Below are 26,350 nucleotides of genomic sequence, written 5' to 3' on the forward strand. Positions count from 1 at the left end.
GAACAAGGATCTGCAATGGCTCGTGATGTGAATGCCTCGTCGTCTCTCGCTCGTCCCGTCGTTCGGCGCGCCCGCCGGCGCCTGTCAGATCCCCGCGCGTGGCGCCGGGGGCTGGCCGGTCTGGCCATCTCGCTGCTGAGCGCTTTTTCAGGGCTGGGGGCCACCTCGGCATGGGGCGAAGAGACAGCCTCTGCCCCCAAGGTCTCGGCTTCACCGAGCGGGAGACAGGAAGGCGCAGAGGTGTCGCCCAGCGAGGTGTCGCCCAGCGAAGTGTCGCCCAGCGAGGCGGCAGCGCCGGGCAAGACACCGGATCTGCGCCTGGCCATCGATGTCTCGGGCAGCATGAAGCACAACGACCCGGCCAATCTGCGCGCCAGTGCGCTGGATCTGCTGGTGACGCTGTTGCCGGAGCGCTCGCATGCCGGGGTATGGGGCTTCGGTGAGCAGGTGCAGTCACTGCTGGCGCTGGGGGCGGTGGATGCCGGCTGGAAGCGGTCTGCCCGCGGACTCGAGAGCCGTCTCGACGACTATGAGCAGTACACGGATCTGGAGGCGGGCCTGCGCGCCGCTGCTCAGGGAAATGATGCCGGCGTGGGTGGTGATGCACCGCGTCAGATCATCCTGCTCTCCGATGGCATGGTCGACCTGCGTGAGCCGAGCACCCGCAAGGCCGCCGCGGACAGCGCCTCGCGTCAGCGCATCACGGATGAGCTGACGCCGCAGCTTGCCGCCCACGACATCACGGTGCATACGGTGGCGCTGTCGCGCAATGCCGATGTGGATCTGCTTCAGCAGATCGCGGACGGTACCGGCGGCCTGGCGACGGTCGCCGAGAGCCCGGAAGACCTGTTGCGTGCCTTCCTCGCGGCGCTGGATCGCATCGTGCCCGGTGAGCAGGTACCGCTGAACGACAAGCACTTCGTGATCGATGACAGCGTGCAGGAATTCACCGCCCTGGTCTTCCACGGCCCCGATGATCGCTCGCCGGTGCTGATTTCGCCGCAGGGGCAGCGTTACCGTCTCGCCGACCAGGCGTCACTGCCGGAAGGGGTGCGCTGGGAGCACCAGCCGCGTTATGACCTGATCACCGTGACGGACCCCCAGACCGGCAAGTGGCAGCTCGAGGGTGAGGTGGGGGCCGATAGCCGCATCACCATCGTCTCGGAACTGGCATTGGTCTCACGGCCCCTGCCTGCCACGCTCTATCGGGGTTTCGACTACTCGCTGACCGCATCGCTGGTCGATGGCGCGCGCGCCGTCAATGATGAGGACTTCCTGGCGACGCTGGATGGCAATGCACGTCTGGTGCCGGAGCAGGACGTGCAGGAGGGAGAAGGCGCGGCGGAGGATGTCACCACCGCGCAGCAGCGAGGCCTTGAGCGTGACGGCGCCGACTTCCATGTCGACATGCCGGCCCCCGACCAGCTCGGTGGCGCCCGCCTGACCCTGACCGTGATGGGCTATCGCGACAATGCCTCCTTCGCGCGCCAGCTCAGTCAGCGTACCAGCGTGGTGGACCCGCTGCTGGTCGAGCCCGTCGGCGCTGACCCGCGTACCGGCAAGTCGCCTGACGCGCTGGAAGTCAGTGCGCGTCATCCGCTGCTCAATACCGCCAACACGCGTCTGGTCGCGACGCTGCATGGGGAGGCCCTGAGCGTGGCGGAGGATGGCGAGCGGCAATGGCGCATCGACCTGCCGCCCCTGGACTCGGATGTCCAGGCGGATGTGCAGATCAGCGCGCGTCTCGCGCTCGACGGAGCTCCGCCGGTGCTGGACCTCGCGCCCTATACCCTCAATGCGGACGCGGCGCGTCGGGCGGCCAATCTGGATCGCACACCCATCGAGGGGGAGCGCTTCGGTGAGATCGAGGGGCTGGATCAGGCCGGGGAAGATGCGCCGGAAGACCTCAACGCCCTGTTGATGAAGGGCCGTCTGCCCATCGACAAGGTACCGGCGTTGATCGGCCAGTGGTTCGAGGGCGCTTCCGACTTCGCGCGCCAGGAAGCCGGCTCTGCCCGGAGCCGCATGATCGCCTATGCCGTGGCCGGCGCATTCGGCCTGCTGATGCTGATCCTGCTGGTGCGCCGCATGACACGCAAACCGACCCGACGGGAGGAACCCCATGTGTGAGCTGCTTGGCATGAGTGCCAATGTTCCGACCGATATCTGCTTCAGCTTCGCGGGCTTTCTGCAACGCGGGGGTGGCACCGGCCCGCACCGCGATGGCTGGGGTATCGCCTTCTATGAAGAGGGTGGCTATCGCGAATTCCGTGACCCGCACCCTTCAGTGGATTCGCCCATCGCGCGGATGATTCTCGACTATCCCATCAAGTCACAGATGGTGATCAGTCATATCCGCCAGGCCAATGTCGGCCAGGTGACGTTGGCCAATACCCACCCGTTCACGCGGGAGCTGTGGGGGCGCCAGTGGTGCTATGCTCACAATGGGCAGCTGGCGGACTGGCAGACGCTTCCCTTGCCGTACTATCGCCCCGTGGGCAGCACGGACAGCGAGCACGCTGCCTGTTTCCTGCTCGGCGAGATCCGCCGTGCCTTCCCGGAACCGCCCTCTCGCTGTGAGGACCTGTGGCGTCACCTGCATGCCCAATGCGAGCGTCTGCGCGCGCTGGGGGTCTTCAATTTGCTGCTCTCCGATGGCGTGCATCTCTACGCCTACTGCTCCACCAAGCTTGCGCACATCACGCGCCGAGCGCCCTTCGGGCAGGCGAGCCTCACCGATTTCGAGATGAGCGTCGACTTCCAGCAGCACACCACCGATGCGGATGTGGTGTCGGTGATCGCCACCGACCCGCTGACCGACAACGAGCAATGGCAGCGGCTGCTGCCCGGGCAGCTGGTCGTGTTTCGGGAAGGTGAGCTGGTCGCCAGTCTTGGCGGTGAGTTGCCGCTGAGTCAGGAAGAGCAGGGGCAGGCCGAGAGCGGGGCGGTCGATCGCACCGCCACCGCGCGTCGCAAGCCGGACTGGCTGGCCTCGGACCTGAGTTGCTGATGCCTGAGCGCTAGAAAAGTCGTTCGATCGCCAGACACATGAAGGGCCGCAATCGCGGCCCTTCATGTGTCTGGCTTCCCGGTCTTCACTGACGTTTGCGGTCAGCGGCAGGCATCAGATTCAGCCTTCGACATCATCGAACATGCCGGCGAACATCGGCGAGGACAGGTAGCGTTCGCCACTGTCCGGCAGGATGACGACGATGGACTTGTCGGCGTAGGCCGGGTCTTCGGCCAGGCGCAGTGCCGCGGTCATTGCCGCACCACAGGAGATGCCGCACATGATGCCTTCTTCCTGCATGATGCGACGTGCCATGGCCATGGCGTCTTCGCTGACCACCGACTCGACGCGGTCGATCAGCGTCAGATCCAGATTGTCGGGGATGAAGTTGGCACCGATCCCCTGGATCTTGTGCGGTGCCGGGGTGATGGGCTCGCCCTTGAGGCGCTGGGCAATGATGGCCGATTCCGCCGGCTCTACCGCCACGGCTTCCAGCGTCTGGCCACGCACCGTCTTGAAGTAGCGTGCGATACCGCTGATGGTACCGCCGGTGCCGACCCCCGCGACCAGCACGTCCATGTCGCCGTCCAGCGCATCCCAGAGCTCAGGGCCGGTGGTTTCCTCGTGGATGCGCGGGTTGGCCGGATTGGAGAACTGCTGCGGCAGGAAGTAGCGCTCCGGCTCGGCCTTCTTGAGTTCGCAGGCCTTGTCGATGGCGCCCTGCATGCCCTTGGCGGGGTCGGTCAGCACCAGATTGGCACCCAGTGACTTCAGCACCTTGCGGCGCTCCATGCTCATGGAGGACGGCATGGTCAGGGTGACGGGGTAGCCACGCGCCGCACCGACGAAGGCCAGCGCGATACCGGTATTGCCGGAGGTCGGCTCGACGATCTCCATGCCCGGCTTGAGCTCGCCGCGCGCTTCCGCATCCCACACCATGCTGGCACCGATCCGGCATTTGACGGAGAAGGCCGGGTTGCGGGCTTCCACCTTGGCGTACAGGCGCGGGTGGCGGCTGAGGCGGTTGATCTTGACCAGCGGTGTATTGCCGATGGCCTGTGAGTTGTCCTGGTAGATCTTTGCCATGGGGAAATCTCTCTGATCGATGAACAGTGACATGAGTGACGAGAAACAGACGCCGGGCATGCGGCTGCCACTGGCGTTCTGTGTGGATGGGCTTCAGAGTAAGAGGTAGCGCGTCGCGATTCAAAGGCCTTGAGAGCATAACGACATGTCAGCGTCGTCAGGGCCCCATGTGATGCATGCCGTCATGGCCGACAGCAGTCGATTCCCGTAATGTGAACGATGGTTTCAATCGATCGTTTTACAATCTTGAGACGGCTGGTTAAGGTAGCCTGACAGCATGAGAGGGTGGGGTGGAGTGCCATCTCGGCATCCCCCGTCATTTCCTGCGTGTCCGTCCAGCTGCGGACACCACGTCCCGATAACAACAAGTGTTGCGATCACTCGCGAGGGCTGTCGTCAAGCAGCCGCCAGCGGTCTCCACCGCCTCTCGGGGAATGCACCAGACGAACGATGCCATGGAGCCAAGTGCCATGCGTGATGCCAATCCTGCCGCCCCTGCGGCAGCCCATGATCCGCACCAGTCAGGCTCGGCAGAGGCCGCCGATTCCCTGATTCTCAGCGGTGAGCCGTTGTCCGGTCTCGAGGAGTACCCCTCGATTCTGGAGGTCTTCGAGGCCAGCTGCGCCAATTATGCCGAGCGCCCGGCCTTCAGCTGCATGGACAAGACGCTGAGCTACGCCGATGTGGATCGCCTGTCGCGCGACTTCGCCGCCTGGCTTGAGCATGAGACCGGCCTTGAGCCCGGGGATCGCATCGCCATCCAGCTGCCGAACCTGCTGCAGTTCCCGGTGGCCGTGTTCGGGGCGCTGCGCGCCGGTCTGGTGGTAGTCAACACCAACCCGCTCTACACCGAGCGTGAGATGCAGCACCAGTTCCATGACTCCGGCGCACGCGCCATCGTGATTCTGGCCAACATGGCGGACAAGCTCGAGAAGGTGCTCAAGCGCACGTCCATCGAGGAGGTCATCATCACCGAGATCGGTGACCTGCATGATTTCCCCAAGCGCCCGTTGATCAACCTGGCCGTACGCTACGTCAAGAAGATGGTGCCGAAGTACCATCTGCCCGACGCCCACTCGCTGCGCAGCGTGCTCAAGCGCGGCGCGGGGCTCTCGCACACGCGTGTCACGCGAGAGGCTGACGACATCGCGGCACTCCAGTACACCGGCGGGACCACCGGGGTCGCCAAGGGCACCATGCTGACCCACCGCAATCTGGTGGCCAACATGCTGCAGGCGCGCGGTGTGATCAGTGATGTGCTCAATGAAGGCCAGGAGGTGCTGATCGCGCCGCTGCCGGTCTATCACATCTATACCTTCACGGTGAATTGCCTCTACAGCATGGAGAGCGGCAACCACAGCGTGCTGATCACCAATCCCCGTGACATCGATGGCTTCATCAAGACGCTGGCCAGGACACCGTTCACCGCCTTCGTCGGCCTCAATACGCTGTTCTCGGCGCTGTGCCAGCGTGATGATTTCAAGGCGCTGGACTTCTCGAGCCTCAAGCTGACCATCTCCGGCGGCATGGCCCTGACGCGCAGCGCGGCTGAACGCTGGGAAGCCGTCACCGGCTGCCCGATCGCCGAGGGCTACGGCATGACCGAGACCTCGCCCATCGTCAGCTTCAACCCCCCGCGTGAGCTGCAGCTGGGGACCATCGGCAAGCCGGTGCCCGGCACCGAACTCAAGGTGGTGGATGCCGAGGGCGTGACGCTGGGGCGTGACGCGCCGGGTGAGCTGTGCGTGCGCGGTCCCCAGGTGATGAAGGGCTATTGGCAGCGTGATGACGCCACGCGTGAGGCGATGGATGACGAGGGCTTCATCCGCACCGGCGATATCGCGGTCATCCAGCCGGATGGCTTCGTGCGCATCGTCGATCGCAAGAAGGACATGATCATCGTCTCCGGCTTCAATGTGTTCCCCAACGAGATCGAGGACGTGGTTAGCGGGCATCCGGATATCGTCGAGGCCGCGGCGGTCGGTGTGCCGGACGAGCAGAGCGGTGAGGCGATCAAGCTGTTCGTCGTGTCCAGCAACCCGGATCTCGACCGCGACAGCCTGCGCAGCTGGTGCAAGGAGCAGCTGACCGGCTACAAGGTGCCGCGTTTCGTCGAATTCCGCGATGAGCTGCCCAAGACCAACGTGGGCAAGGTGCTGCGCCGTGAACTGCGTGACAGCGACGACGAAGGAGGCAATACCCCGGTGCGCGAGACCTGAAACCCGGCGTTGAGACGGGCCGCCGGCATGAGCGGGCGGCCACCAAGGTTGGGCGTGGCTACGCGCGGGGCTACAATGGACGGCCCGTCACTTGTTGGCGGGCCGTTTCGTCATTCAGGTCTCGTGGCTCGCTGCCCTGTGCAGTCGGGCGAGAGGCTGAGTTCCCGAGAGTATCCGGCTGCGCGCGTGGCGTGTGGTCGCTGGTTGAGAAGAGGCAGTCCTTGAGCGACACCGCTACCGCACCGTCCGAACATGCGCGTCTTGAAGCCCTTGCGGCTCGCCTCGAACGCGCCCTGAGCCGTGATCAGCGCGAGCTGGGCAAGCGCCTGGCTGGCCTGCGTCGGCGTCTCAAGGAAGGCAAGCCGGTCGATCGTGCCATCAACGATATCGAGAGCCGCCTCGAGGCGAGCATCGCCCAGCGTGCCGCGCGCGAGACGGCGCTGGCGCGCTGGCAGACACCGGCCGCACTCAACTATCCGCCGGAACTGCCGGTGGTGGAACGTCGCGAGGACATCCTCGCCGCGCTCGCCGAACATCAGATCGTCGTGGTCGCCGGTGAGACAGGCTCGGGCAAGACCACCCAGCTGCCCAAGCTGTGTCTGGAGATGGGGCTGGGGCGCAATGGTCTGATCGGCCACACCCAGCCACGCCGTCTGGCGGCGCGCTCGGTGGCGGCGCGTCTGGCCGAGGAACTCGAGACGACCCTCGGCGAGACGGTCGGCTATCAGGTGCGCTTCAACGACACCACCGGCCCGTCGACGCTGATCAAGCTGATGACCGACGGTATCCTGCTGGCGGAAACCCAGCATGATCCGGACCTGAGCCGCTACGAGGCGATCATCATCGATGAGGCCCACGAGCGCAGTCTGAACATCGACTTCCTGCTCGGCTATCTCAAGCGCCTCACCGCGCGCCGTCCGGATCTCAAGATCATCATCACCTCGGCGACCATCGACGTGGAGCGCTTCAGTCAGCACTTCGCGGCCCAGGATGGCACGCCGGCGCCCATCGTCTCGGTCAGCGGGCGCAACTTCCCGGTCGAGACCCAGTACCTGCCGCTGGTGCGCGATGCCGAGGATGAGGAAGACCTCAGCCTGCAGGAAGGTATCCTGCGCGCGGTGGAAGAGCTGTCGCTGATCGAGCGCGAGAAGGGCTGGATGCAGGGGCCGCGTGACGTGTTGATCTTCCTGCCCGGCGAGCGCGAGATCCGCGCCACCGCGGATACCCTGCGTCGCGCCCAGCTGCGCGATACCGAGGTATTGCCGCTGTACGCGCGACTCTCGAACGAAGAGCAGAATCGCGTCTTCCAGCCGCATCGTGGCCGGCGCATCGTGCTGGCCACCAACGTCGCCGAGACCTCGCTGACCGTGCCGGGCATCCGCTACGTGATCGACCCGGGTCTGGTGCGCATCAGTCGTTACAGCTATCGCTCCAAGATCCAGCGACTGCCGGTGGAACCGATCAGTCAGGCCAGCGCCAATCAGCGCAAGGGCCGCTGCGGGCGTATCGCCGAAGGCCTGTGCATCCGTCTCTACAGCGAGGAGGATTTCCTCGCGCGCCCGGAATACACCGAGCCTGAAATCCAGCGCACCAATCTGGCCTCGGTCATTCTGTCGATGCTGTCGCTCAAGCTGGGCGACATCGAGAAGTTTCCCTTCGTCGATGCGCCGGATTCGCGCTTCGTCACCGATGGTTTCCGCCTGCTGCGCGAACTGGGCGCGGTGGATGAGCACAACCGCCTGAGTCGTGATGGTCGCACCCTGGCACGTCTGCCCATCGACCCGCGTCTGGCGCGCATGGTGCTGGAAGGCGCCTCGCGCGGCTGTCTGCGTGAAGTGCTGATCATCGTCAGTGCACTGTCAATCCAGGACCCGCGCGAGCGTCCCGCCGACAAGCGCCAGCAGGCGGATCAGATCCACCACGAGTGGGACGATGACAGCTCCGATTTCGTCAGCTGGCTGAATCTGTGGGAAGGCTTCGAGCTGGCGCGTGATGCCCTGGGCGCCAACCCGCTGCGTCGCTGGTGCAAGGCGCGCTTCCTCAACTATCTGCGTCTGCGCGAGTGGCATGACACCTTCCGTCAGCTCAAGCAGCTGACGCGGGATCTCGGGCTGGAGATGACCAGCAGCCAGCACGAGCGCGACGCCGAGGCACAGGCCGAGGTCACCGCGCGGGTACTGGCGTCTCCGGGCCAGGGCCGTCGTCCGTCGGTGGCCATTGATCATGAAGCCCTGCATCGTGCGCTGTTGACCGGGCTGCTCTCCAATCTCGGCCTCAAGCAGGAAAATCGCGAGTATCTCGGGGCGCGCAACCGACGCTTCTTCGTGCACCCGGGCTCCGGTGTGGCCAAGAAGTCGCCCAAGTGGGTGATGGCGGCCGAGATGGTCGAGACCACCAGGCTTTACGCGCGACAGGTCGCGGCGATCAAGCCCGAGTGGGTCGAGCCGCTGGCCGAGCATCTGGTCAAGCGCAGCTACAGCGAGCCGCACTGGGAGATGAAGCGTGCCCAGGTGGTCGCCAGTGAGCAGGTCACGCTGTTCGGCCTGCCCATCGTCACCGCGCGCAAGGTGCATTACGGCCCGCTGGCGCCACAGGAATCCCGCGAGCTGTTCATCCGCCGGGCGCTGGTCGAGGGTGAATTCCAGACCCGCGCGCCATTCTTCGCCCACAATCGTGGCCTGATGGAGGAAGTCGGGGAGCTTGAGGATCGTGCGCGCCGGCGTGACATTCTCGTCGATGAGGAGACGCTGTTCGCCTTCTATGCCGAGCGGATTCCGGAAGGCATCTACAACGGGCGCGGCTTCGACAAGTGGCGCAAGGATGCCGAGCGCGACAATCCGAATGTCCTGCATCTGGATCTCGATGACCTGATGGCGCGCGATGCCGAGGAAGTCACCGCTGCACGCTATCCCGAGCAGCTGCATCACAATGGCGTCGCCTACCCGCTGAGCTATCACTTCGCGCCCGGCGCGGTGGATGACGGCGTGACCATGACGGTCCCGGCGGCGATGCTCTCCCAGCTGCCGCGCTATCGCATCGAGTGGCTGGTGCCGGGACTGCTGCGGGACAAGGCCATCGGCCTGATGAAATCGCTGCCCAAGCAGTATCGCAAGCAGGTGGTGCCGATTCCCAACTGGGTCGATGCCGCGCTTGAGGCGTTGACCCCGGACGACGTGCCGCTGACCGACGCGCTGGCCGAGTTCATGCGCGTCAAGACTGGCCTGCGCCTGCCGTCGGATGCCTGGGCGCCGGAGACGCTGGAGCCGCACCTGAACATGAACCTGCGCATCGTCGATCAGGACGGCAAGGTGCTGGGGGAGGGGCGTGATCTTGAAGTGCTCGAGGCGCGTTTCAAGGACTCGGCCGCCGCCGCGGCACGCGCCATGGCCAGTCGCAGCCGCGATGCCGACAGTGAAGTGCTGGAAGACCTGCCGGAGGCGCCGATCGCGACCTCCCACAGCACCACCCAGGCAGGCATTCGGGTCGAGGCCTATCCGGCGCTGGTGGTGAAGGCGGCGGCGCCCGCCGAGGGCGGCATGAGTGCCAAGGAACGCAAGCTGGCACGCAAGACCGGCAGAAACAGTGCACCGTCAAGTCACTCGCCCGCGAATGCTGCCGCCTCAAGCGAGCAGCAGCTGAGCGTGGAGCTGTTCGATCATCCGGCCAAGGCCGCCGCCGCGCATCGTGATGGCATCACGCGTCTGGCGATGGCGCGCCTGCCGGACCAGGTGCGCTATCTGGACCGGGAGTTCAAGGCACTGGAGCGCTACGCGCTGCTGTTCGCCAAGGTCGGCACGCGTCGCCAGCTGGCGGATGACTTCCTCTACAGCGTCTTCGAGCAGGTGATGGCCGTCGAGCCGCTGCCGCGTTCGCGCGGTGAGTTGCAGGCGCGTCTGGATGACAAGCGGGCCGAGCTGGTGCCCCACGCCGAAGCACTGATCAAGCCGTTGGAGGCTGCGCTCACGCAGCACCTTGAGCTTTCCAAGCGCCTCAAGGGCAAGATCGACTTCTCGATGGCGCTGGTGGTGGCAGACCTCAAGGCCCAGCAGGCCCGCCTGGTGCACCCGGGCTTCATTCAGGAGGCGGGTGCCTGGCTGCATCAGCTGCCACGCTATGTGGAGGCGATGCTGATCCGCCTCGACAAGGCCCCGCGTGAGCGCATGCGTGATCAACGTGACATGGAGGCGGTCAAGAGCTTCGAGACACGCCTTGATGCCCGCCTGAGCAAGGCCCGCGAGCAGGGCCTGCCCGATGCGGAGCTGGAGGAGTTCGGCTGGTGGTTGCAGGAGCTGCGCGTCTCATTGTTCGCCCAGCAGCTCGGTACGCTGGAGACCGTCTCCCCCAAGCGGCTGGAGAAGCGCTGGCAGGAATTGATGGCGCGGCGCTGAGTCGAGCCGCCATCCGCTTGCGTGACTGCTGCGTGGAGGCGTGATGCTCGCGTATGGCTCAAGCTGCATACAGAGAAAGCTGTTTAAGAGACGGCTGTTATCACGGGACGGATGCCAGGTTCAGGCGTCCGCCTGGCGCGAGACAGCGTACACTGAAGACAAGGGGGTGACACTGTCTCGCTGCCGGCGCGGACCCGGAGGCTCGGCATCCGCCGCATGGGATGTCAGCCGCGACGTCACCCGATCAATCGGTGGTCTCCGACGAGAGGCCACTGTCAGGAGTGGATGCATGCCCAGCAACGACAATCAGCACGCTGCCGACCCTCGCGCCACCACGGCGGAGCGCCAGCTGGACGCCACTGGCAACCACCGCGTGCTGATCACCGGCACCGGCCTCTACACGCCGGAACATGCCGTCAGCAACGAGGCGCTGGTCGCCTCCTTCAATGCCTGGGTGGCGGCGGACAACGCCGCCAATGCCGAGGCCATCGCTCGGGGCGAGCGCGAGCCGCGTACCGAGTCCAGCGCTGAATTCATCGTCAAGGCCTCGGGTATCCACAGCCGCTACGTGCTGGATGCCGAGGGTATTCTCGACCCTGAGCGCATGCGCCCGCGGCTGCCCGCGCGCGACAATGATCAACCCTCTGTGCAGTGCGAGATGGGCGTGGCGGCCGCGCGTGAGGCGCTGGCCGCGGCGGGCGTGAAGGCCGAGGAACTTGATCTGGTCATCGTGGCCTGCTCCAATCTCGAGCGCCCCTATCCGGCCGTGGCGGTGGAGCTGCAGGCGGCGCTAGAGGCCGGTGGCTATGCCTTTGACATGAACGTGGCGTGCAGCTCCGCCACCTTCGGGATCGAGACCGCAGCCAACGCCATCCGCAGTGGCAGCGCGCAGCGGGTGTTGATGGTCAATCCCGAGATCTGCAGCGCGCATCTGAATTTCCGTGATCGCGACAGTCACTTCATCTTCGGCGATGCCTGCACGGCCGTGGTGCTGGAAGCGGCGGATGTCGCCACGCGCACCGATGGCTTCGAGGTGCTCGGTACGCGACTGGTGACCCGTTTCTCCAACGCGATACGCAACAATTTCGGCTTCCTCAATCGCACCGCGGTGCTTGAGGATGATGTGGCATCTGCCACGACGCTGGAGAGCGCCACGCACCGTGAACAGGCCGATGACAAGCTGTTCATCCAGGAAGGTCGGCGCGTGTTCCGCGAAGTCTGCCCGATGGTGGCCGAGCTGATCACCACGCATCTGGGCGAGCTCGAGGCCGATGGCGGTGATCTTGATCGCATGTGGCTGCACCAGGCCAATCGCCACATGAACGACATGATCGCTCGTCGCGTGCTGGGGCGTGATCCGTCGAGCGAGGAAGCGCCGATCATTCTCGACCGCTACGCCAATACCAGCTCGGCGGGGTCGGTGATCGCCTTCCATCTGCATCATGCGGATCTGCCCGCTGGCAGCCTGGGTGTGCTTTGCTCCTTCGGGGCCGGCTACAGTGCGGGAAGCGTGCTGCTGAAACGCTGTGGATGATACGCGCTGATGGCGTGCTTGAGCGGATGGCGCACTGGCTCCTGGCGTGAGCGGAACGTATAAAGAAGACCGGACCTGACAGCCATGGATGTGGCAAGGACCGCTGCAGGATTCCAACAGACTTACAGGTGATGCGATGCACATGATCAAGACTTCCCTGCCGGCACTGCTGGCCATGTCTCTGCTGGCCGGTTGTGCCAGTACAGGTGACAGCGAGCCGAATCCCCAGGACCCGTGGGAGGGCTTCAACCGCAACGTCTACACCTTCAATGACACCCTGGATCGCTATGCGCTCAAGCCGGTGGCTCAGGGCTACGATTACGTGACGCCGGAGCTGGTTCAGGATGGCGTGGGCAACTTCTTCTCCAACCTCGGGGAAGTGCGCACCATGTTCAACTCGGTGCTGCAGTGGAAGTGGGCGAATGCCGGGATTTCCACGGGGCGCCTGCTGCTCAATTCCACCGTCGGTATCGGCGGGCTGTTCGATCCGGCCAGCGAGCTTGGCTGGACGGTCGACGAGGAAGATTTCGGTCAGACACTTGCCGTGTGGGGCGCCGGCCAGGGGCCTTACCTCATGTTGCCGCTGTTCGGTCCGAGCACGCTGCGTGACACTGCCGGCATGCCGGTGGATTACTTCAATGATCCGATCAACTACCTCGAGGAAGACAAGGTGCGCTATGGCCTGAAAGCACTGGATCTCGTCGATACCCGTGCCGGTCTGCTCGAGCAGGAGAAGTTGATTCAGGGAGATCGCTACAGCTTCATCCGCGATGCCTATCTGCAGCGTCGCAACTTCGAGATCAACGATGGCAAGCTCGGGGATGATCCCTTCGCCAGCGACAGTTTCGATGATGCGGATCTCGATGGTGCCTTTGCACCGGAAGATGACAGCCAGTAAGGGCTGCCGAGTGTCCTGGCGGCACGTCGAGGCATGCGGATAGTGCGATGGCGAGGCGCCAGGGTCTGGCAGTGGATTGCGGCACGGGACGGGCATGAGAGGTTGGCATGGCGGATGAGCAAGGCAAGCGTCTGTTGATCGGTCTGATCGATCTGGTCGGTTCGCGGCGTGATGCGCTGGCGACGCTGTTGACGGATGAGCGTTGTGCAGTGGCGGCCTGTGACAGCATTGCAACGCTGCCCAGTGGGGTCGCGGTGGTGGTGGCGCATGTCGAGGCCGTGGCCAGTCAGGAGTGGGCGCGTCTCGCCGAGTGCCTGCCCACGGTGGTCGTGGCCGAGAGTCGCGGCGATGAATGCCTGTTGCCCGCGGTGGAGGCGGGGCTGGTGGATTATCTGATCGCCCCACGTGAGCATGGCTCGGTGTTGCGCAGTCTGCTCAAGCGGGCGGCGGAGCATCACCAGCTCGCGCATGAACACGCCAAGGCCCGGGCGCGCCTCGAGGAGCTCAATGAGCATCTCGAGACGCATCTGGCGATGCTGCGTCAGGACCAGCTGGCCGGTGGGCAGATCCAGCAACGCTTGTTGCCGGAAAGTGGGCAGAGAATCAATGGCATCCGCTATGACTACTGCCTGTCGCCGTCGTTGTATCTGTCGGGAGATTTTCTCGAGTATCAGGCGATCGATGAGCGTTTCAGTCTGTTCTATTTCGCCGATGTCTCCGGGCATGGGGCGTCTTCGGCCTTCGTGACGGTGCTGCTCAAGCTATTGTTCGCGCGTGCGATTCGCCACTGGGAGGAACATACGCCGGAAACCTTCGGTCCTGAATGGCTGGCGTTGCTCAACCGTGAGCTGCTGGACAGTGGCATCGGCAAGCACGCGACCGTGCTGTGCGGCGTGATTGACCGTGAAGCGGCCACGCTGCATTACACCCTGGGGGCCCAGCTGCCGATGCCGGTCCTGGTGACTCCGGAGGGTGGGATTCAGGTACTGGAAGGCAGCGGGCGCCCGGTAGGCCTCTTCCCAGGCACCCGCTATCCGGCGTATCGTGTGGCGCTTCCCGCGCGTTTCCGCCTGTGGCTGGCCAGTGATGGTGTGCTGGAGTGCCTGCCGGGCGAGGCGCTGGAGGAACGAACTCAAGCACTGCATCAACGGATACTGAGCAGTGAGGATGTGCAGGGATTGCGCCGCGGTCTGGCACTGGATGGTGAGCTGCCGGATGACCTTACCCTGATGACGCTGACAGGATTCCATGATGGATGAAGGACGTATCCAGGCCGTGTTCGATGACGGCCTGTTCGTGCTCAAGCTGTCGGGTGACGTACGCCTGACACTGTGTGCCACGCTGGACCAGCAGGTTCAACGCGTGGCAGCGGTCGATGGTCTGGAAAGCGTGATCATCGATCTGCGCGAAGCCACCAACATTGACTCCACTGCACTTGGCTTTCTGGCCAAGCTGGCACTGGCCGTGCGGGATCGTCTGATCCTGCCGGCCCAGGTGGTAGCGGCTCACCCTGATGTGATGACCATGCTCAAGGTCATGGGGTTCGATGAGGTGGCCAGTGTCGTGGATGCCAGTCAGCTGGCGGAGGCGGAGCAGGCCGAGCTGGACAGCTCGGGCTGTGATGACGCCACGGCGGAGGTGCCGGTCGAGGGTGGGGCAGAGGCCTCGGCGAGTCAGGAGCAGGCACTGCGCGGCCGTATTCTCGAGGCGCATCGTCTGTTGATGTGTCTCAATGGCCACAATCGCCTGCAGTTCCAGCCCTTGATCGAGCTTCTGGAAAGCGAGGAGCAGCGCCAGCCGCATTGACGATGCGGGGTGTCGCCTGAACGCAAGAGCGCCTGCCGTGATTCACGGCAGGCGCTCTTCGTTGCTGCGCCAGAAACACGCCCTTGCTCGACAAGGGCGTGTTCTCGACGTCATGCTCAGTGGCTGCGCAGTTCGGCCAGCAGTGACTCGAGCTTGCGCTGATCCGCCATGAACTTGCGGATGCCTTCGCCCAGCTTCTCGGTGGCCATGGCATCTTCGTTCATGTCCCAGCGGAAGTTGGGCTCGGTCAGCACTTCCGGCACGTTGCGCTCGGCATCGGCGGCCTGCAGACGACGCGCCAGCGGGCCCGTGCTTTCGGCCAGCTCACCCAGCAGCGCCGGAGAGATGGTCAGGCGGTCGCAACCGGCCAGGGCTTCGATTTCCCCGGTGTTGCGGAAGCTGGCGCCCATCACGATGGTCTTGTAGCCGTGACCCTTGTAGTGCTCGTAGATGGCCTTGACGGACTTCACGCCCGGGTCGTTGTCGCCGCTGAAATCGGCATCCGGCTGGTTGGCCTTGTGCCAGTCGAGGATACGGCCGACGAAGGGCGAGATCAGCGTCACGCCGGCATCAGCGCAGGCCTGGGCCTGGGCGAAGCTGAACAGCAGCGTCAGGTTGGTACGGATGCCTTCACGCTCGAGCTTCTCGGCGGCACGAATGCCTTCCCAGGTGGAGGCGGTCTTGATCAGGATGCGCTCCTGACCGACGCCATTGGCGGCGTAGCGCTCGATGATGCGATGCGCGCGACGGATGGTCTCGTCGGCATCGAAGGACAGGCGGGCGCTGACTTCGGTGGAGACATAGCCCGGTACCAGACCGGCGATCTCGGTGCCGATATCCACGGCCACGGCGTCCACGGCATCGTCGATGTCGGTGGCCTTGCGCGCGACCTCGGTCAGGCGCTCGCGACGCGACGGGTCCTGGGCGGCCTGCAGGATCAGCGACGGGTTGGTGGTAGCATCTGTGGGCGCGAAACGACGAATCGCCTCGAGGTCACCGGTGTCGGCGACAACGGTGGTCATGTCCTTGAGTTGTGAGAGCTTGTCCTGTGCCATGCAAGAGTTTCCTGTACTGAGCGCGGGTCGTCCGATGACGACCTTCATGAAAAGGGAAGACGTGAAGGTCTGGGCTACGAAGCGGGAACGACATGGCCAGAGCCTCGACGATGATACTCCATCGGCCGTACCGCGGGGATGTCGTCGCTGTCGGTGTGAACATGATCACATGGATGTGACAACTTCTTCACGTTCGTTACCTCAACTGTATCAATTGTATGGCGGCGCGCCCACTGTCGCGGTCTACCGGCAGACGTGTCCGCTCATGCCTGCGACAGGCTGGCACCGAGGTGTCGGGGACCCAAGGACGGTGAGGGAGCCGGTGAGCGGGCCGATGCCGGCACCTGGGTCCATGACGTGCTGCATCGTAAAGGATTCTTCAGCAGGCGCATGATCGCGCCGTTATCGTGAAACTCTCGGGAGGGGATGTGGACAAGCGTCAAACCCGTCAGCTGGCCTTGCTGGTCGCTGCCAACACCGCACTGGCCCCCTTGGCCATCGATGCCTATCTGCCGGCATTGCCGGCCATGGCGGAAGCGCTCGACACCAGCGTCCATCATACGGAGCTGTCGCTGTCGATCTTCCTGCTCGGCTTCTCGCTGGGGCAGTTGATCTTCGGGCCGCTGTCGGACCGCATCGGCCGCAAGCCGGTGTTGCTCTCCGGGATCTTCGTCTTCCTGCTGGCGAGTCTGGCGATCACCCAGGTCGACAGTCTCGAAGGCCTCTATGCGTTGCGATTCGTGCAGGCGCTGGGCGGCGGGGCCTCGGTGGTGAATTCCTCGGCGATCGTGCGTGACTGCTTCAGCGGGCGCGAGGCGGCCAAGGTGCTCTCGACCGTCGCGGTGATCATGATGCTGGCACCGCTGATCGCCCCGGCGATCGGCAGTCTGCTGCTGGGCTTGGCGGGCTGGTGGCTGATCTTCGCCTTCCTGGCCGCCTATGCCGCCTTCCTGCTGGTCGTGCTGCCTTTCCGGCTGCCGGAGACACGCCGCCATCGCGAAGCGGATGAGCCTCCGGCCAGCATCGCGCAGGTCGCTCGCGATTACGTCAGCGTGATGCGCCATGGCCCGGCGATGGGCTATGCCATTACCCAGGCGATGGGCTTCGGTGGCATGTTCGCCTTCATCACCGCCTCCCCGTATGTCTACATGGAGCACTTCGGTGTCACCGCCTCCTGGTACCCGGCGCTGTTCGGGGCCAACATCCTGTTCATGTTCACCGCCAATCGCCTCAACGTGCGCCTGCTGTCACGCATGTCGCCTCCACGGCTGCTGCGCATCGGGATCGGTATCCAGCTGCTCGCGGCCTGTCTGCTGGTGCTGGCATTGGCGCTGGGGCTGGATCATCTGGCGCTGATGGCACCCTTGTTGATGCTCTTCGTCGGGGCCAACGGCATGGTCGCTCCCAATGCGATTTCTTCCGCGCTCGAGTACTTCCCCCGTATCAGTGCCACCGCCAACGCCCTGATCGGCAGCCTGCAATTCGCCAGTGGCGCCTTGATCGGCATGCTGATCGCAGGGCTGGCGATGGACAGCCTGTGGCCGATGATCCTCGGCATGCTGGGCACGGCGCTGGTCAGCAATATCCTGCTGCGCGTGCTGGCGGGGCGTCGCGCCCTGGCGCGTCATGCCGCCCCCTCGGACTGAGGGTCATTGATCACACGGCGACTCGCGATGACTGTCACACGGTTGTCATGAATGCTTGGCAAAGTGCTCCTCGTAGACAAGAAGCCAACCTCAAGGCTCATTCTTTTCGCAAGGAGTTTCAGGCATGAAGGCGTTCCTCAAGTCAGGTCTCGCAGTCGCTGTTCTCGCCGCATCCGTCGGTGCAGCAGAAGCCCGTGAACAGCTGCGCATCGTCGGCTCTTCCACGGTCTATCCGTTCTCCAGCTATGTGGCGGAAGAGCTGGGTGCCACCAGCGACTTCCCGACGCCGGTCATCGAGTCCACCGGTTCCGGTGGCGGCATGAAGCTGTTCTGTGAAGGGGTCGGGGACAGCACGCCGGACATCACCAACGCTTCCCGCCGCATGAAGACGTCCGAGTTCGAGCGCTGTGAAGAGAATGGCGTGACCGACATCACCGAAGCGATGATCGGCTTCGATGGCATCGCCTTCGCTCAGGCGGTCGGTGATGGCGACATCAACCTGACGCGTGAGCAGATCACCCTGGCGGTCGCCGCTCAGGTGCCGGTCGATGGCAAGCTGGTCGACAACCCCTACACCAAGTGGTCCGAGATCGATTCCTCCCTGCCGGATCGCAAGATCACCGTCTATGGTCCGCCTTCCACGTCCGGTACGCGTGATGCCTTCGAAGAGCTGGTGATGGAAGTCTCCACCGAAGAGATGGAAGGCTACGGCGGTGAGGGTTACACCAACATCCGTCAGGACGGCCACTACATCGCGGCGGGTGAGAACGACAACCTGATCATCCAGAAACTGGTCGAGAACACCGATGCCTTCGGTATCTTCGGCTACTCCTTCCTGGAAGAGAACGCCGACAAGGTCGTCGGTGCCTCCATCGATGGCGTCCTGCCGGAAGCCGATGCCATCTCCTCCGGTGAGTACCCGGTGTCCCGCTCGCTGTTCTACTACGTGAAGAACCAGCACAAGGATGACGTGCCGGCGCAGCAGGCCTACAACGACCTGTTCATGAGCGAGAAGATGATCGGTGAGCTGGGCTACCTGAAGGGCATCGGCCTGATTCCCTTGCCCAAGGATGAGCGTGAAGCCCTGCGTGAGCAGGTGAAGAACCGCACCAAGCTGACCCTGGCTGACCTCAAGAAGTAACTGACGCAGCTGACCCACGACGCGGCCGGTTGCCATTGGCAGCCGGCCCGTTTGCATGACGGTCCGCAGGGATATCGGACAGGCAAGTTGCCTTCACTTTGCGGATAACGCGACTCCGGGACTCGAAAGATGCAGACTCAGCAGATCTTTCTCTTCTTCATTGGCATCGTGGCGCTGTCTGGCCTGATTGCCTTCTTCGTCGGCCGAGGCAAGGCGCAGAAGGTGCGTGCCAGCGGGGCAGAGATGTACGCCCAGCCGGATCAATACGGTTGGTTCACCGCCATCTCCTGTGCCGGCCCGGCACTGCTGGTCGGACTGGCCGCCGTACTGGCGATCGCCACGGCCGGGGTATCCATCGAGGGCGCCGAGCTGCTGGCTGCCAGCCTCGTCGTCGCAGGTGTCGGCATGCTCATCGGTCTGGCGCTGGTGAAGCCTGATTTTCACGCGCGCAATGCGATCGAGACATTGATTCGTTATGTGCTGATCGGGGCGGCGATGATCTCCATCGTCACGACGTTCGGCATTCTGGCTTCCATCATCTTCGAAGCCATCCGCTTCTTCCAGATGGAAAGCTTCTGGACCTTCATCACCGGCACCACCTGGGACCCTGGCAACAGCTTCCAGCTGGCAGCCGGCCGTGGCGAGGGCGTCGAGAGCACCGCCAACTTCGGGGCGGTTCCGCTGTTCGCCGGTACCTTCATGATCACCCTGATCGCCATGCTGGTGGCCATTCCCATCGGCCTGCTGGCAGCGGTCTACATGTCGGAATTCGCCCCGGAGCGCGTGCGTACCGTGGCCAAGCCGGTGCTGGAAGTGCTCGCCGGTATCCCGACCGTCGTCTATGGCTTCTTCGCCGCCATCACCGTGGCACCGCTGATCGTCGACATCTTCTCGCCGCTGGGTATCGAGGCGTCCTACAACAATGCTCTGGCGCCGGGACTGGTCATGGGCATCATGATCATCCCCTTCATCTCCTCACTGTCGGATGACGTCATCACCTCCGTGCCGGACACCATGCGTCAGGGGTCTCTGGCGCTGGGCATGACCCAGGGCGAGACCATCCGCAATGTCATCCTGCCGGCCGCGCTGCCGGGCATCATCTCGGCGTCACTGCTGGCCATGTCGCGTGCGCTGGGCGAGACGATGATCGTGGTGATGGCGGCGGGCATGCGTCCGAATCTGACCGCCAACCCGCTGGAAGACATGACCACCGTGACGGTGCGTATCGTTGCCGCGCTGACGGGAGACCAGGAATTCGCGAGTGCCGAGACATTGTCCGCCTTCGCGCTGGGTCTGGTGCTGTTCGTCGTCACCTTGCTGCTGAACATGGTCTCGGTGGTTCTCATCCGCCGCTTCCGTGAGAAGTACAGCGCCAACAATCTGTGAGGCCGAGACAAGACATGAGCCATTCCTTCGACGATATCTCGGCCCAGCTCAAGGGCCGTCATCGCCGCACTCAGCGCCTGAAGTACATGTCCATGGCGGCGCTGGCCCTGGCGGCAACCTTCCTGGTGGTGTTCATCGGCGACATGCTGATGCGCGGCTATCCGGCCTTCCAGCAGGCGGAGCTCAAGGTACCGGTCACCTACAGCGAGCAGTCACGCGAGATTCCGCTCGCGGCGGTGGAAGAGGATGTGCGTGAGCTGGTCAGCCGCGGCTGGCTGCGTCAGCTGCCACGCGAGATGAAGGCCAACCCGGAGCTGCTGGGCCAGACCCTCGAGACCTGGGTGATCGCGGACGACCGGGTGGATCAGTACCTCAAGGGCCACAAGGCGCATCTCAAGCCCAAGCAGATCGCCGTACTGGATCGCATGGTCGAGAACGGCACGGCCGAGCTCAAGTTCAACATCAACTTCTTCACCACCGGTGATTCCAAGATGCCGGAATATGCCGGTATCTGGTCGGCGGCGATGGGCACGATCCTGACGTTGCTGGTCACTCTGGCCTTCGCCTTCCCGGTCGGCGTGCTGACCGCGGTCTATCTGGAGGAGTTCGCGCCGGACAATCGCCTCACCCAGGCAATCGAGATCAACATCAACAATCTGGCGGCGGTGCCGTCGATCCTGTTCGGTCTGCTGGGCCTGGCGATCTTCATCAACTTCTTCGGCATGCCGCGCTCGTCCCCGCTGGTCGGTGGTCTGACGCTGGGGCTGATGACGCTGCCGGTGATCATCATCACCACCCGCTCCGCGTTGCGCAGCGTGCCGGACACCATTCGTCAGGCAGCCTTCGGCGTTGGCTGCTCGCGCTGGCAGGTCGTGCGGGATCACGTTCTGCCGCTGTCATTGCCGGGTATCCTGACGGGTTCCATCATCGGTCTGGCGCAGGCGATGGGGGAAACCGCTCCCTTGATCATCGTCGGCATGGTGGCCTTCATCCCGGATGCACCGACCTCCATCACCCAGGCGGCCACCGTGCTGCCGGCCCAGATCTTCACCTGGGCAGGTGAGCCGGAACAGGCCTACGTCGAGCGGACTGCGGCGGGCATCCTGGTGCTGCTGTCAGTGCTGATCTTCCTCAACGCCGCAGCCGTCATGCTGCGCAAGAAATTCGAGCGTCGCTGGTAGGTCGGTGGATCACGTCCCGCCGAGGCGGGACGCACGACATGACCCGACCCACGACTGAACAAGGAATACGAGACATGAACAGCACCGTCGCCACCCCCGCCAAGCCTGTCGCCATGGCACGCCCCGGCACACCAATCGTGACCAACGAAGAGGCCAATCATGAGCTGGCCATCCGTGTGGAAGACCTCAACCTGTGGTACGGCGAGAAGCAGGCGCTGAAGAACATCAACATCGACATCTTCCAGAAGAATGTCACCGCGTTGATCGGGCCGTCCGGGTGCGGCAAGTCGACCTTCCTGCGCTGCCTGAATCGCATGAATGACCTGATCCGCAGCGTGCGCATCGAGGGTCTGGTCGAGATGGACGGGCGTGACGTCAATGCCCGCAACATGGATGAAGTGGCACTGCGTCGCCGTGTCGGCATGGTGTTCCAGAAGCCGAACCCGTTCCCCAAGTCCATCTATGACAACATCGCCTATGCGCCGACCATGCACGACCTGGTCAGCCGTCGTGCCGACAAGGACGATCTGGTCGAGAGCGCGCTGCGTGATGCCGGCCTGTGGGAAGAGGTGAAGGACATTCTGGATCAGCCGGGTACCTCGCTGTCCGGTGGTCAGCAGCAGCGCCTGTGCATCGCGCGTGCGATCGCGGTCAAGCCGGACGTCATCCTGATGGATGAGCCGACCTCGGCGCTGGACCCGATTTCCACCGCGACCATCGAAGACCTGATGGACAAGCTGAAGACCCAGTTCTCCATCGTGACCGTGACCCACAACATGCAGCAGGCGGCGCGTGTCGCCGATTACACCGCCTTCTTCCACATGGGCGAGCTGATCGAGTACAACGACACCAAGACGATGTTCTCCAATCCGCACACCAAGAAGGCCGAGGACTACATCACCGGTCGCTATGGCTGAGGACTGGCGCCGTCTCGGCGCGAATGATTCCCGAAGATGACAGAAGGCCCGGATCATGGATCCGGGCCTTCTGTCGTGTCTGGCGCTTGTCATGTCAGACGTGCTGGAACGCGAGGTTGGCTCAGCCCCCGTTCCCGGCTCAGCCTTCCAGTTCGACGGCGATCGCGGTGGCCTCACCGCCGCCGATGCACAGTGCCGCGATGCCGCGCTTCTTGCCGCGGCGTTCCAGCGCATTGATCAGGGTGACGATGATGCGTGATCCGGTGGAGCCCACCGGGTGACCCTGGGCGCAGGCACCCCCGAAGACATTGACCTTGTCGTGCGGGATGTCGTGGGCATCCATCGCCAGCAGTGTCACCACGGCGAAGGCCTCGTTGATCTCGAACAGATCGACATCCTCGGTGGTCCACTCCAGTCGCTTCATCAGCGAATCGATGGCCCCGATGGGGGCCAGCGTGAATTCGCTGGGGTGCTGGGAGTGGGTGCTGTGACCGACGATGCGGGCCTTGACGGCCAGGCCACGACGCTCGGCTTCATCACGTCGGGTCAGCACCAGGGCCGAGGCACCGTCAGAGATGGAGCTGGCATTGGCGGCAGTGATGGTGCCGTCCTTGGCAAATACCGGACGCAGCGTGGGAATCTTGTCGAGGTTGGCCTGGAAGGGTTGTTCATCCTGCTCGACGAGACTCTCGCCCTTGCGGCTCTTGACCGTTACCGGCGCGATTTCCGGGGCGATGTCGCCGGCCTCGGTGGCGGCCATGGCGCGCTTGAGTGATTCGATGGCGAAGTCATCCATGCGCTGGCGATCATAGCCACGCGCATCGGCCACTTCCTGGGCGAACACGCCCATCAGCTTGCCGGTCTCGGCGTCTTCCAGGCCATCGAAGAACATGTGGTCCTTCAGTTCTCCATGTCCGAGGCGATAGCCGCCGCGTGCCTGGGTGAGCAGGTGCGGGGCATTGGACATCGATTCCATGCCACCCGCCAGCATGATGCGGTTGGTGCCGGCACGGATCAGGTCGTGCGCGAGCATGGTGGCTTTCATGCCGGAACCGCACAGCTTGTTGATGGTGGTCGCGCCGATGCTGTCCGGGACTCCGGCCTGGCGCATGGCCTGACGTGCCGGGCCTTGCTTGACGCCTGCCGGCAGTACGCAGCCGAAGATGCCCTCATCGATATCGGCGGGTGTCAGGCCTGAGCGTTCGATGGCAGCCTTGATGGCCACGGCGGCGAGCTGCGGTGCGCTGAGGCTGGAAAGCGAGCCCTGCAATCCGCCCATCGGCGTGCGCGCCCCGGACAGGATCACGATGTCGTCAGCGGCGGTGGTGGGGCTTGGCGTGGTGCGGGAAGCGGTCGTCATGACGGTCTCCAGTGTCTTGTTATTGGAAGATCACCTGTGGCGTTCGGCGTTGTGATCACTGCGTGGCTGTGCTTTGATCCATTCAATCCCATAAACCAAGCAAGCGCTAGTTATACGATGAATGTAGCCACCGCCTCACCCCGTCGCAAGGAGCTGGTCCGCATCGCCGCCCGTCTGTTCGTGGAGGAGGGCTTCGATCGCACCACCGTTCGCATGTTGGCCCAGGAAATGGGCATCAAGTCCGGCAGCCTGTTCCATCACTTCGCTGACAAGCAGGAAATCCTGTGCGCGGTGATCGAGGAGGGCATGTTCAGCGCACTGGCCATCGCGCGTGAGCATCTCGCGCGGCTGGAAGCCGGCTCAGCCCCCGCATCACGGCATCAGCAGGCGCGAGAGCGCTTGCTGGCATTGGCGCGGGCGCATCTGGAAACCCTGCTGACGGACCGCAATGCGCATGTCGTGGCGCTCTACGAATGGCGTCGCCTCGAGCAAGCCTCGCGGGAGCATCTCGTGCATCTGCGTGACGAGTATGAAGCCCTGTGGCGCGACGCCATCGAGGTGGCCGTCGCCGCGGGACTGCTCAAGGGAGATGCTCTGCTTCTGCGCCAGTTCATGCTGGGAGCGCTCAACTGGAGCGTACGCTGGTACCGTCCCGAGGGTGAGCGTTCCCCGGATGAGCTGGCCGAGGCGCTGGTCGACAGCCTGTGTCGTCTTCCCTGAGCGAGCGTCTGCTACACAGCGTCCGTTACACGGCGTCTGCTACACAGCATCCGTTACCTGGCGTCTGCTACACAGCGTCCGTTACACGGCGTCTGCAACTTTCGGCCAGTCGAGCGCCACAATGCTTGCCGCACGACAGGCTTGTCGCTAACTTGACGTTTACGTTAACTGTAGATGGCTGGCGCCCAGCCATCTCGATCCGCCCCGGAGCGCCACTCAGGAGCCAGTCACGCCATGACGCCAAGCGATACAACAACAAACCGCACGTCACGCGCCGCCTCTGCTGCATATGTCGCTACATCTGCCGCTACATCTGACGAACCTGCGAATTCATCCGCCATGCAACCCGCTGCCAGCCAGACGCTGAGCGAGTATCTGGAACATTTCGACATCGACGCGTTGCGCGATGAACTCCTGACGTCCTCCGGGCAAGGGCACATGGGCAATGCCTTTGACGCCTGCATCGGTCGGCACCTGCGCGCCGGGCAGGGCGAGCGCATCGCTCTGGTCCACGAGGATGAGCATGGCAAGGTACGCACGCTCAGCTACGCCGAACTGGATCTCGAGAGTGCTCGGATGGCCACGGCGCTGGCTGCGCAGGGCATCGGACCCGGCGAGCGCGTGGCCTGCATGCTGTCGCGTACGCCTGAGCTTCTGATCGCGCTGGCCGCCACCTGGCGATTGGGCGCCATCTATCAGCCGCTGTTCACGGCCTTCGGAACGGATGCGCTCGCCTACCGTCTGTCGCGCGCCGAGACCAGTGTCGTGATCACCGAGTCCGGTCAGCGTGCCAAGTTCAGGGCGCTTGCGAGCCATCCACCGATCATCTGCGTGCGCGGGGAGGGGGAGGCACTGGATGAGGGGGATCTGGACTGGCAGGCCCTGATGCAAAGCGAGCCCCTGGCGCAACCGCCCGTACAATTGCCGAGTGATGCGCCCTTCCTGCAGATGTTCACCTCCGGCACGGTCGGCAAGCCCAAGGGGGTGGCGGTGGCACTGAATGCGCTGCCGGCCTTCTGGCTCTATCAGCGGCTGGCAGTGGATCTGCGACCCGGCGAGCGCTTCTGGAACATGGCCGACCCCGGCTGGGCCTACGGGCTTTACTACGGGATCACGGCACCTCTGTTGCTGGGTGCCACCACCTACTTCATGCAAGCTCCCTTCAGCGCGCAGGGCGGGCTGGACTTCCTGCAGCGCCACGCCATCGACAACTTCGCGGCGGCGCCCACGGCCTATCGGATGCTCAAGGCCTCCGGGCTCGGGGAGGGGGCCTTCGAGCGCCTGACGCTGCGCGTGGCGAGCTCGGCCGGCGAGCCGCTCAATACCGAGGTGGTGGGCTGGGTCGCCCGTGAGCTTGGCTGCACGGTGATGGATCACTACGGTCAGACCGAAGTCGGCATGGTCTGCTGCAATCATCATGCTCTGGCGCATGAGGTGGTCATCGGCAGCGTCGGCTTCCCCTTGCCCGGCTATCGCCTGGCCGTGCTGGACGCCGAATATCGGGAGCTTGCGCCCGGTGAACCGGGCGTGCTGGCGGTGGATATCGCCAATTCCCCCGCCTATTTCTTCTCCGGCTATACCTGGCAGGAGAAACAGCCCTGTGTCGAAGGCTATTACCTGACCGGGGATGTGGTCGTCGCGGAGCCTGATGGTCGCTTCACCTTCGCCGGCCGTGACGACGACATCATCACCACCTCGGGTTATCGGGTCGGCCCGGCGGATGTCGAGAACGCCATCCTTGCCCATCCCGCCGTCGCGGAGTCCGCGGCGGTCGGCAAGCCGGATGACCTGCGCGGCGAGATCATCAAGGCCTATGTGGTGCTGCGCGACGGACATGTCGGGGATGAAGCTCTCGCCGAGGCTATACGCAGCGAAGTGCGCCAGCGGCTATCAGGCCACAGCTATCCCCGCGAGATCAGCTTCGTGGACAACCTGCCCAAGACACCCTCGGGCAAGATCCAGCGATTCCTGCTGCGCGCCGAAGCTCGCGAGGAGTGAGACCC

At 64.1% G+C, this 26,350-nt stretch carries 18 protein-coding genes; 15 read left to right on the forward strand and 3 right to left on the reverse strand.

The window, feature by feature from the left end:
* The first annotated feature begins 15 nt into the window (after positions 1-15).
* Complete coding sequence (locus QD172_RS15210; RefSeq protein WP_279856197.1) at positions 16-2,130, forward strand: VWA domain-containing protein; 2,115 nt, start codon at positions 16-18, stop codon at positions 2,128-2,130.
* Positions 2,123-3,010 (forward strand): class II glutamine amidotransferase, encoded by an 888-nt coding sequence (locus tag QD172_RS15215; RefSeq protein WP_077379264.1) that lies wholly within the window; start codon positions 2,123-2,125, stop codon positions 3,008-3,010. The genes QD172_RS15210 and QD172_RS15215 overlap by 8 nt, the downstream gene beginning before the upstream one ends.
* A 120-nt stretch (positions 3,011-3,130) precedes the next feature.
* On the opposite strand, the gene cysK is transcribed toward QD172_RS15215, so the two are convergent.
* Entirely contained in the window at positions 3,131-4,096 is a 966-nt protein-coding gene (gene cysK / locus QD172_RS15220) for a cysteine synthase A (protein WP_077379423.1), read from the reverse strand.
* Positions 4,097-4,566: 470 nt separating this feature from the next.
* Between cysK and QD172_RS15225 the strand changes: the two genes are divergently transcribed.
* The 6 genes from QD172_RS15225 (at position 4,567) to QD172_RS15250 (ending at position 14,941) form a co-directional block, all read left to right on the forward strand.
* A complete protein-coding gene (locus QD172_RS15225) occupies positions 4,567-6,315 on the forward strand; it encodes an AMP-binding protein (RefSeq protein ID WP_077379266.1) in 1,749 nt (582 codons plus the stop codon).
* A 221-nt stretch (positions 6,316-6,536) separates the two neighbouring features.
* Positions 6,537-10,703 (forward strand): ATP-dependent RNA helicase HrpA, encoded by a 4,167-nt coding sequence (gene hrpA, locus QD172_RS15230; RefSeq protein WP_279856198.1) that lies wholly within the window; start codon positions 6,537-6,539, stop codon positions 10,701-10,703.
* A 289-nt stretch (positions 10,704-10,992) separates the two neighbouring features.
* The gene (locus QD172_RS15235) at positions 10,993-12,237 is read left to right on the forward strand and encodes a beta-ketoacyl-ACP synthase III (RefSeq protein WP_279856199.1); all 1,245 of its coding nucleotides are present in this window, start codon (positions 10,993-10,995) and stop codon (positions 12,235-12,237) included.
* 142 nt (positions 12,238-12,379) lie between these two features.
* Positions 12,380-13,135: a VacJ family lipoprotein gene (locus QD172_RS15240; protein WP_240499592.1), complete on the forward strand. Its 756-nt coding sequence runs from the start codon at positions 12,380-12,382 to the stop codon at positions 13,133-13,135.
* Between the two features lie 107 nt (positions 13,136-13,242).
* Positions 13,243-14,394, forward strand: coding sequence for a PP2C family protein-serine/threonine phosphatase (locus QD172_RS15245; protein WP_084209291.1), 1,152 nt, complete (start codon positions 13,243-13,245; stop codon positions 14,392-14,394).
* Complete coding sequence (locus tag QD172_RS15250) at positions 14,387-14,941, forward strand: STAS domain-containing protein (RefSeq protein WP_084209290.1); 555 nt, start codon at positions 14,387-14,389, stop codon at positions 14,939-14,941. Before QD172_RS15245 ends, QD172_RS15250 begins: the two co-directional genes overlap by 8 nt.
* Before the next feature lie 116 nt (positions 14,942-15,057).
* On the opposite strand, the gene tal is transcribed toward QD172_RS15250, so the two are convergent.
* Positions 15,058-15,996 (reverse strand): transaldolase, encoded by a 939-nt coding sequence (gene tal / locus QD172_RS15255; protein WP_279856200.1) that lies wholly within the window; start codon positions 15,994-15,996, stop codon positions 15,058-15,060.
* Between the two features lie 428 nt (positions 15,997-16,424).
* On the opposite strand from tal, the gene QD172_RS15260 reads away from it, so the two are divergent.
* The 5 genes from QD172_RS15260 to pstB all read left to right on the forward strand — a co-directional run bounded on the left by QD172_RS15260 (position 16,425) and on the right by pstB (position 22,267).
* Positions 16,425-17,642, forward strand: a complete 1,218-nt coding sequence (locus QD172_RS15260) for a Bcr/CflA family multidrug efflux MFS transporter (RefSeq protein WP_176493612.1) — start codon at positions 16,425-16,427, stop codon at positions 17,640-17,642.
* 124 nt (positions 17,643-17,766) lie between these two features.
* Positions 17,767-18,783 carry a substrate-binding domain-containing protein gene (locus tag QD172_RS15265; protein ID WP_077379285.1) on the forward strand — a complete coding sequence of 339 codons (1,017 nt, stop codon included), beginning with the start codon at positions 17,767-17,769 and terminating at the stop codon, positions 18,781-18,783.
* Positions 18,784-18,912: 129 nt separating this feature from the next.
* Complete coding sequence (gene pstC, locus QD172_RS15270; protein WP_077379287.1) at positions 18,913-20,169, forward strand: phosphate ABC transporter permease subunit PstC; 1,257 nt, start codon at positions 18,913-18,915, stop codon at positions 20,167-20,169.
* A 14-nt stretch (positions 20,170-20,183) separates the two neighbouring features.
* Complete coding sequence (pstA, locus tag QD172_RS15275; RefSeq protein ID WP_077379289.1) at positions 20,184-21,350, forward strand: phosphate ABC transporter permease PstA; 1,167 nt, start codon at positions 20,184-20,186, stop codon at positions 21,348-21,350.
* Between the two features lie 113 nt (positions 21,351-21,463).
* The gene (pstB, locus tag QD172_RS15280) at positions 21,464-22,267 is read left to right on the forward strand and encodes a phosphate ABC transporter ATP-binding protein PstB (RefSeq protein ID WP_077379425.1); all 804 of its coding nucleotides are present in this window, start codon (positions 21,464-21,466) and stop codon (positions 22,265-22,267) included.
* Positions 22,268-22,406: 139 nt separating this feature from the next.
* Here pstB and QD172_RS15285 read toward each other — a convergent pair whose 3' ends face one another.
* Positions 22,407-23,627, reverse strand: coding sequence for an acetyl-CoA C-acyltransferase (locus tag QD172_RS15285; RefSeq protein ID WP_279856201.1), 1,221 nt, complete (start codon positions 23,625-23,627; stop codon positions 22,407-22,409).
* Between the two features lie 117 nt (positions 23,628-23,744).
* On the opposite strand from QD172_RS15285, the gene QD172_RS15290 reads away from it, so the two are divergent.
* Positions 23,745-24,347 carry a TetR/AcrR family transcriptional regulator gene (locus QD172_RS15290; protein ID WP_279856202.1) on the forward strand — a complete coding sequence of 201 codons (603 nt, stop codon included), beginning with the start codon at positions 23,745-23,747 and terminating at the stop codon, positions 24,345-24,347.
* Between the two features lie 339 nt (positions 24,348-24,686).
* Positions 24,687-26,345, forward strand: a complete 1,659-nt coding sequence (locus QD172_RS15295; RefSeq protein WP_279856203.1) for an AMP-binding protein — start codon at positions 24,687-24,689, stop codon at positions 26,343-26,345.
* Positions 26,346-26,350: the final 5 nt, after the last annotated feature.

The organism is Cobetia sp. 10Alg 146 (assembly GCF_029846385.1).
In the GTDB taxonomy this organism is placed as follows: domain Bacteria; phylum Pseudomonadota; class Gammaproteobacteria; order Pseudomonadales; family Halomonadaceae; genus Cobetia; species Cobetia marina.

Coding starts and splice junctions, on each gene's coding strand:
- QD172_RS15265 (WP_077379285.1), top strand. CDS start 17,767: ATGAAGGCGTTCCTCAAGTCAGGTCTCGCAGTCGCTGTTCTCGCCGCA.
- QD172_RS15285 (WP_279856201.1), bottom strand. CDS start 23,627: ATGACGACCGCTTCCCGCACCACGCCAAGCCCCACCACCGCCGCTGAC.
- QD172_RS15245 (WP_084209291.1), top strand. CDS start 13,243: ATGGCGGATGAGCAAGGCAAGCGTCTGTTGATCGGTCTGATCGATCTG.
- QD172_RS15235 (WP_279856199.1), top strand. CDS start 10,993: ATGCCCAGCAACGACAATCAGCACGCTGCCGACCCTCGCGCCACCACG.
- pstB (WP_077379425.1), top strand. CDS start 21,464: ATGGCACGCCCCGGCACACCAATCGTGACCAACGAAGAGGCCAATCAT.
- pstA (WP_077379289.1), top strand. CDS start 20,184: ATGAGCCATTCCTTCGACGATATCTCGGCCCAGCTCAAGGGCCGTCAT.
- QD172_RS15295 (WP_279856203.1), top strand. CDS start 24,687: ATGCAACCCGCTGCCAGCCAGACGCTGAGCGAGTATCTGGAACATTTC.
- QD172_RS15290 (WP_279856202.1), top strand. CDS start 23,745: ATGAATGTAGCCACCGCCTCACCCCGTCGCAAGGAGCTGGTCCGCATC.
- QD172_RS15215 (WP_077379264.1), top strand. CDS start 2,123: ATGTGTGAGCTGCTTGGCATGAGTGCCAATGTTCCGACCGATATCTGC.
- QD172_RS15225 (WP_077379266.1), top strand. CDS start 4,567: ATGCGTGATGCCAATCCTGCCGCCCCTGCGGCAGCCCATGATCCGCAC.
- QD172_RS15210 (WP_279856197.1), top strand. CDS start 16: ATGGCTCGTGATGTGAATGCCTCGTCGTCTCTCGCTCGTCCCGTCGTT.
- cysK (WP_077379423.1), bottom strand. CDS start 4,096: ATGGCAAAGATCTACCAGGACAACTCACAGGCCATCGGCAATACACCG.
- pstC (WP_077379287.1), top strand. CDS start 18,913: ATGCAGACTCAGCAGATCTTTCTCTTCTTCATTGGCATCGTGGCGCTG.
- tal (WP_279856200.1), bottom strand. CDS start 15,996: ATGGCACAGGACAAGCTCTCACAACTCAAGGACATGACCACCGTTGTC.
- QD172_RS15240 (WP_240499592.1), top strand. CDS start 12,380: ATGATCAAGACTTCCCTGCCGGCACTGCTGGCCATGTCTCTGCTGGCC.
- QD172_RS15250 (WP_084209290.1), top strand. CDS start 14,387: ATGGATGAAGGACGTATCCAGGCCGTGTTCGATGACGGCCTGTTCGTG.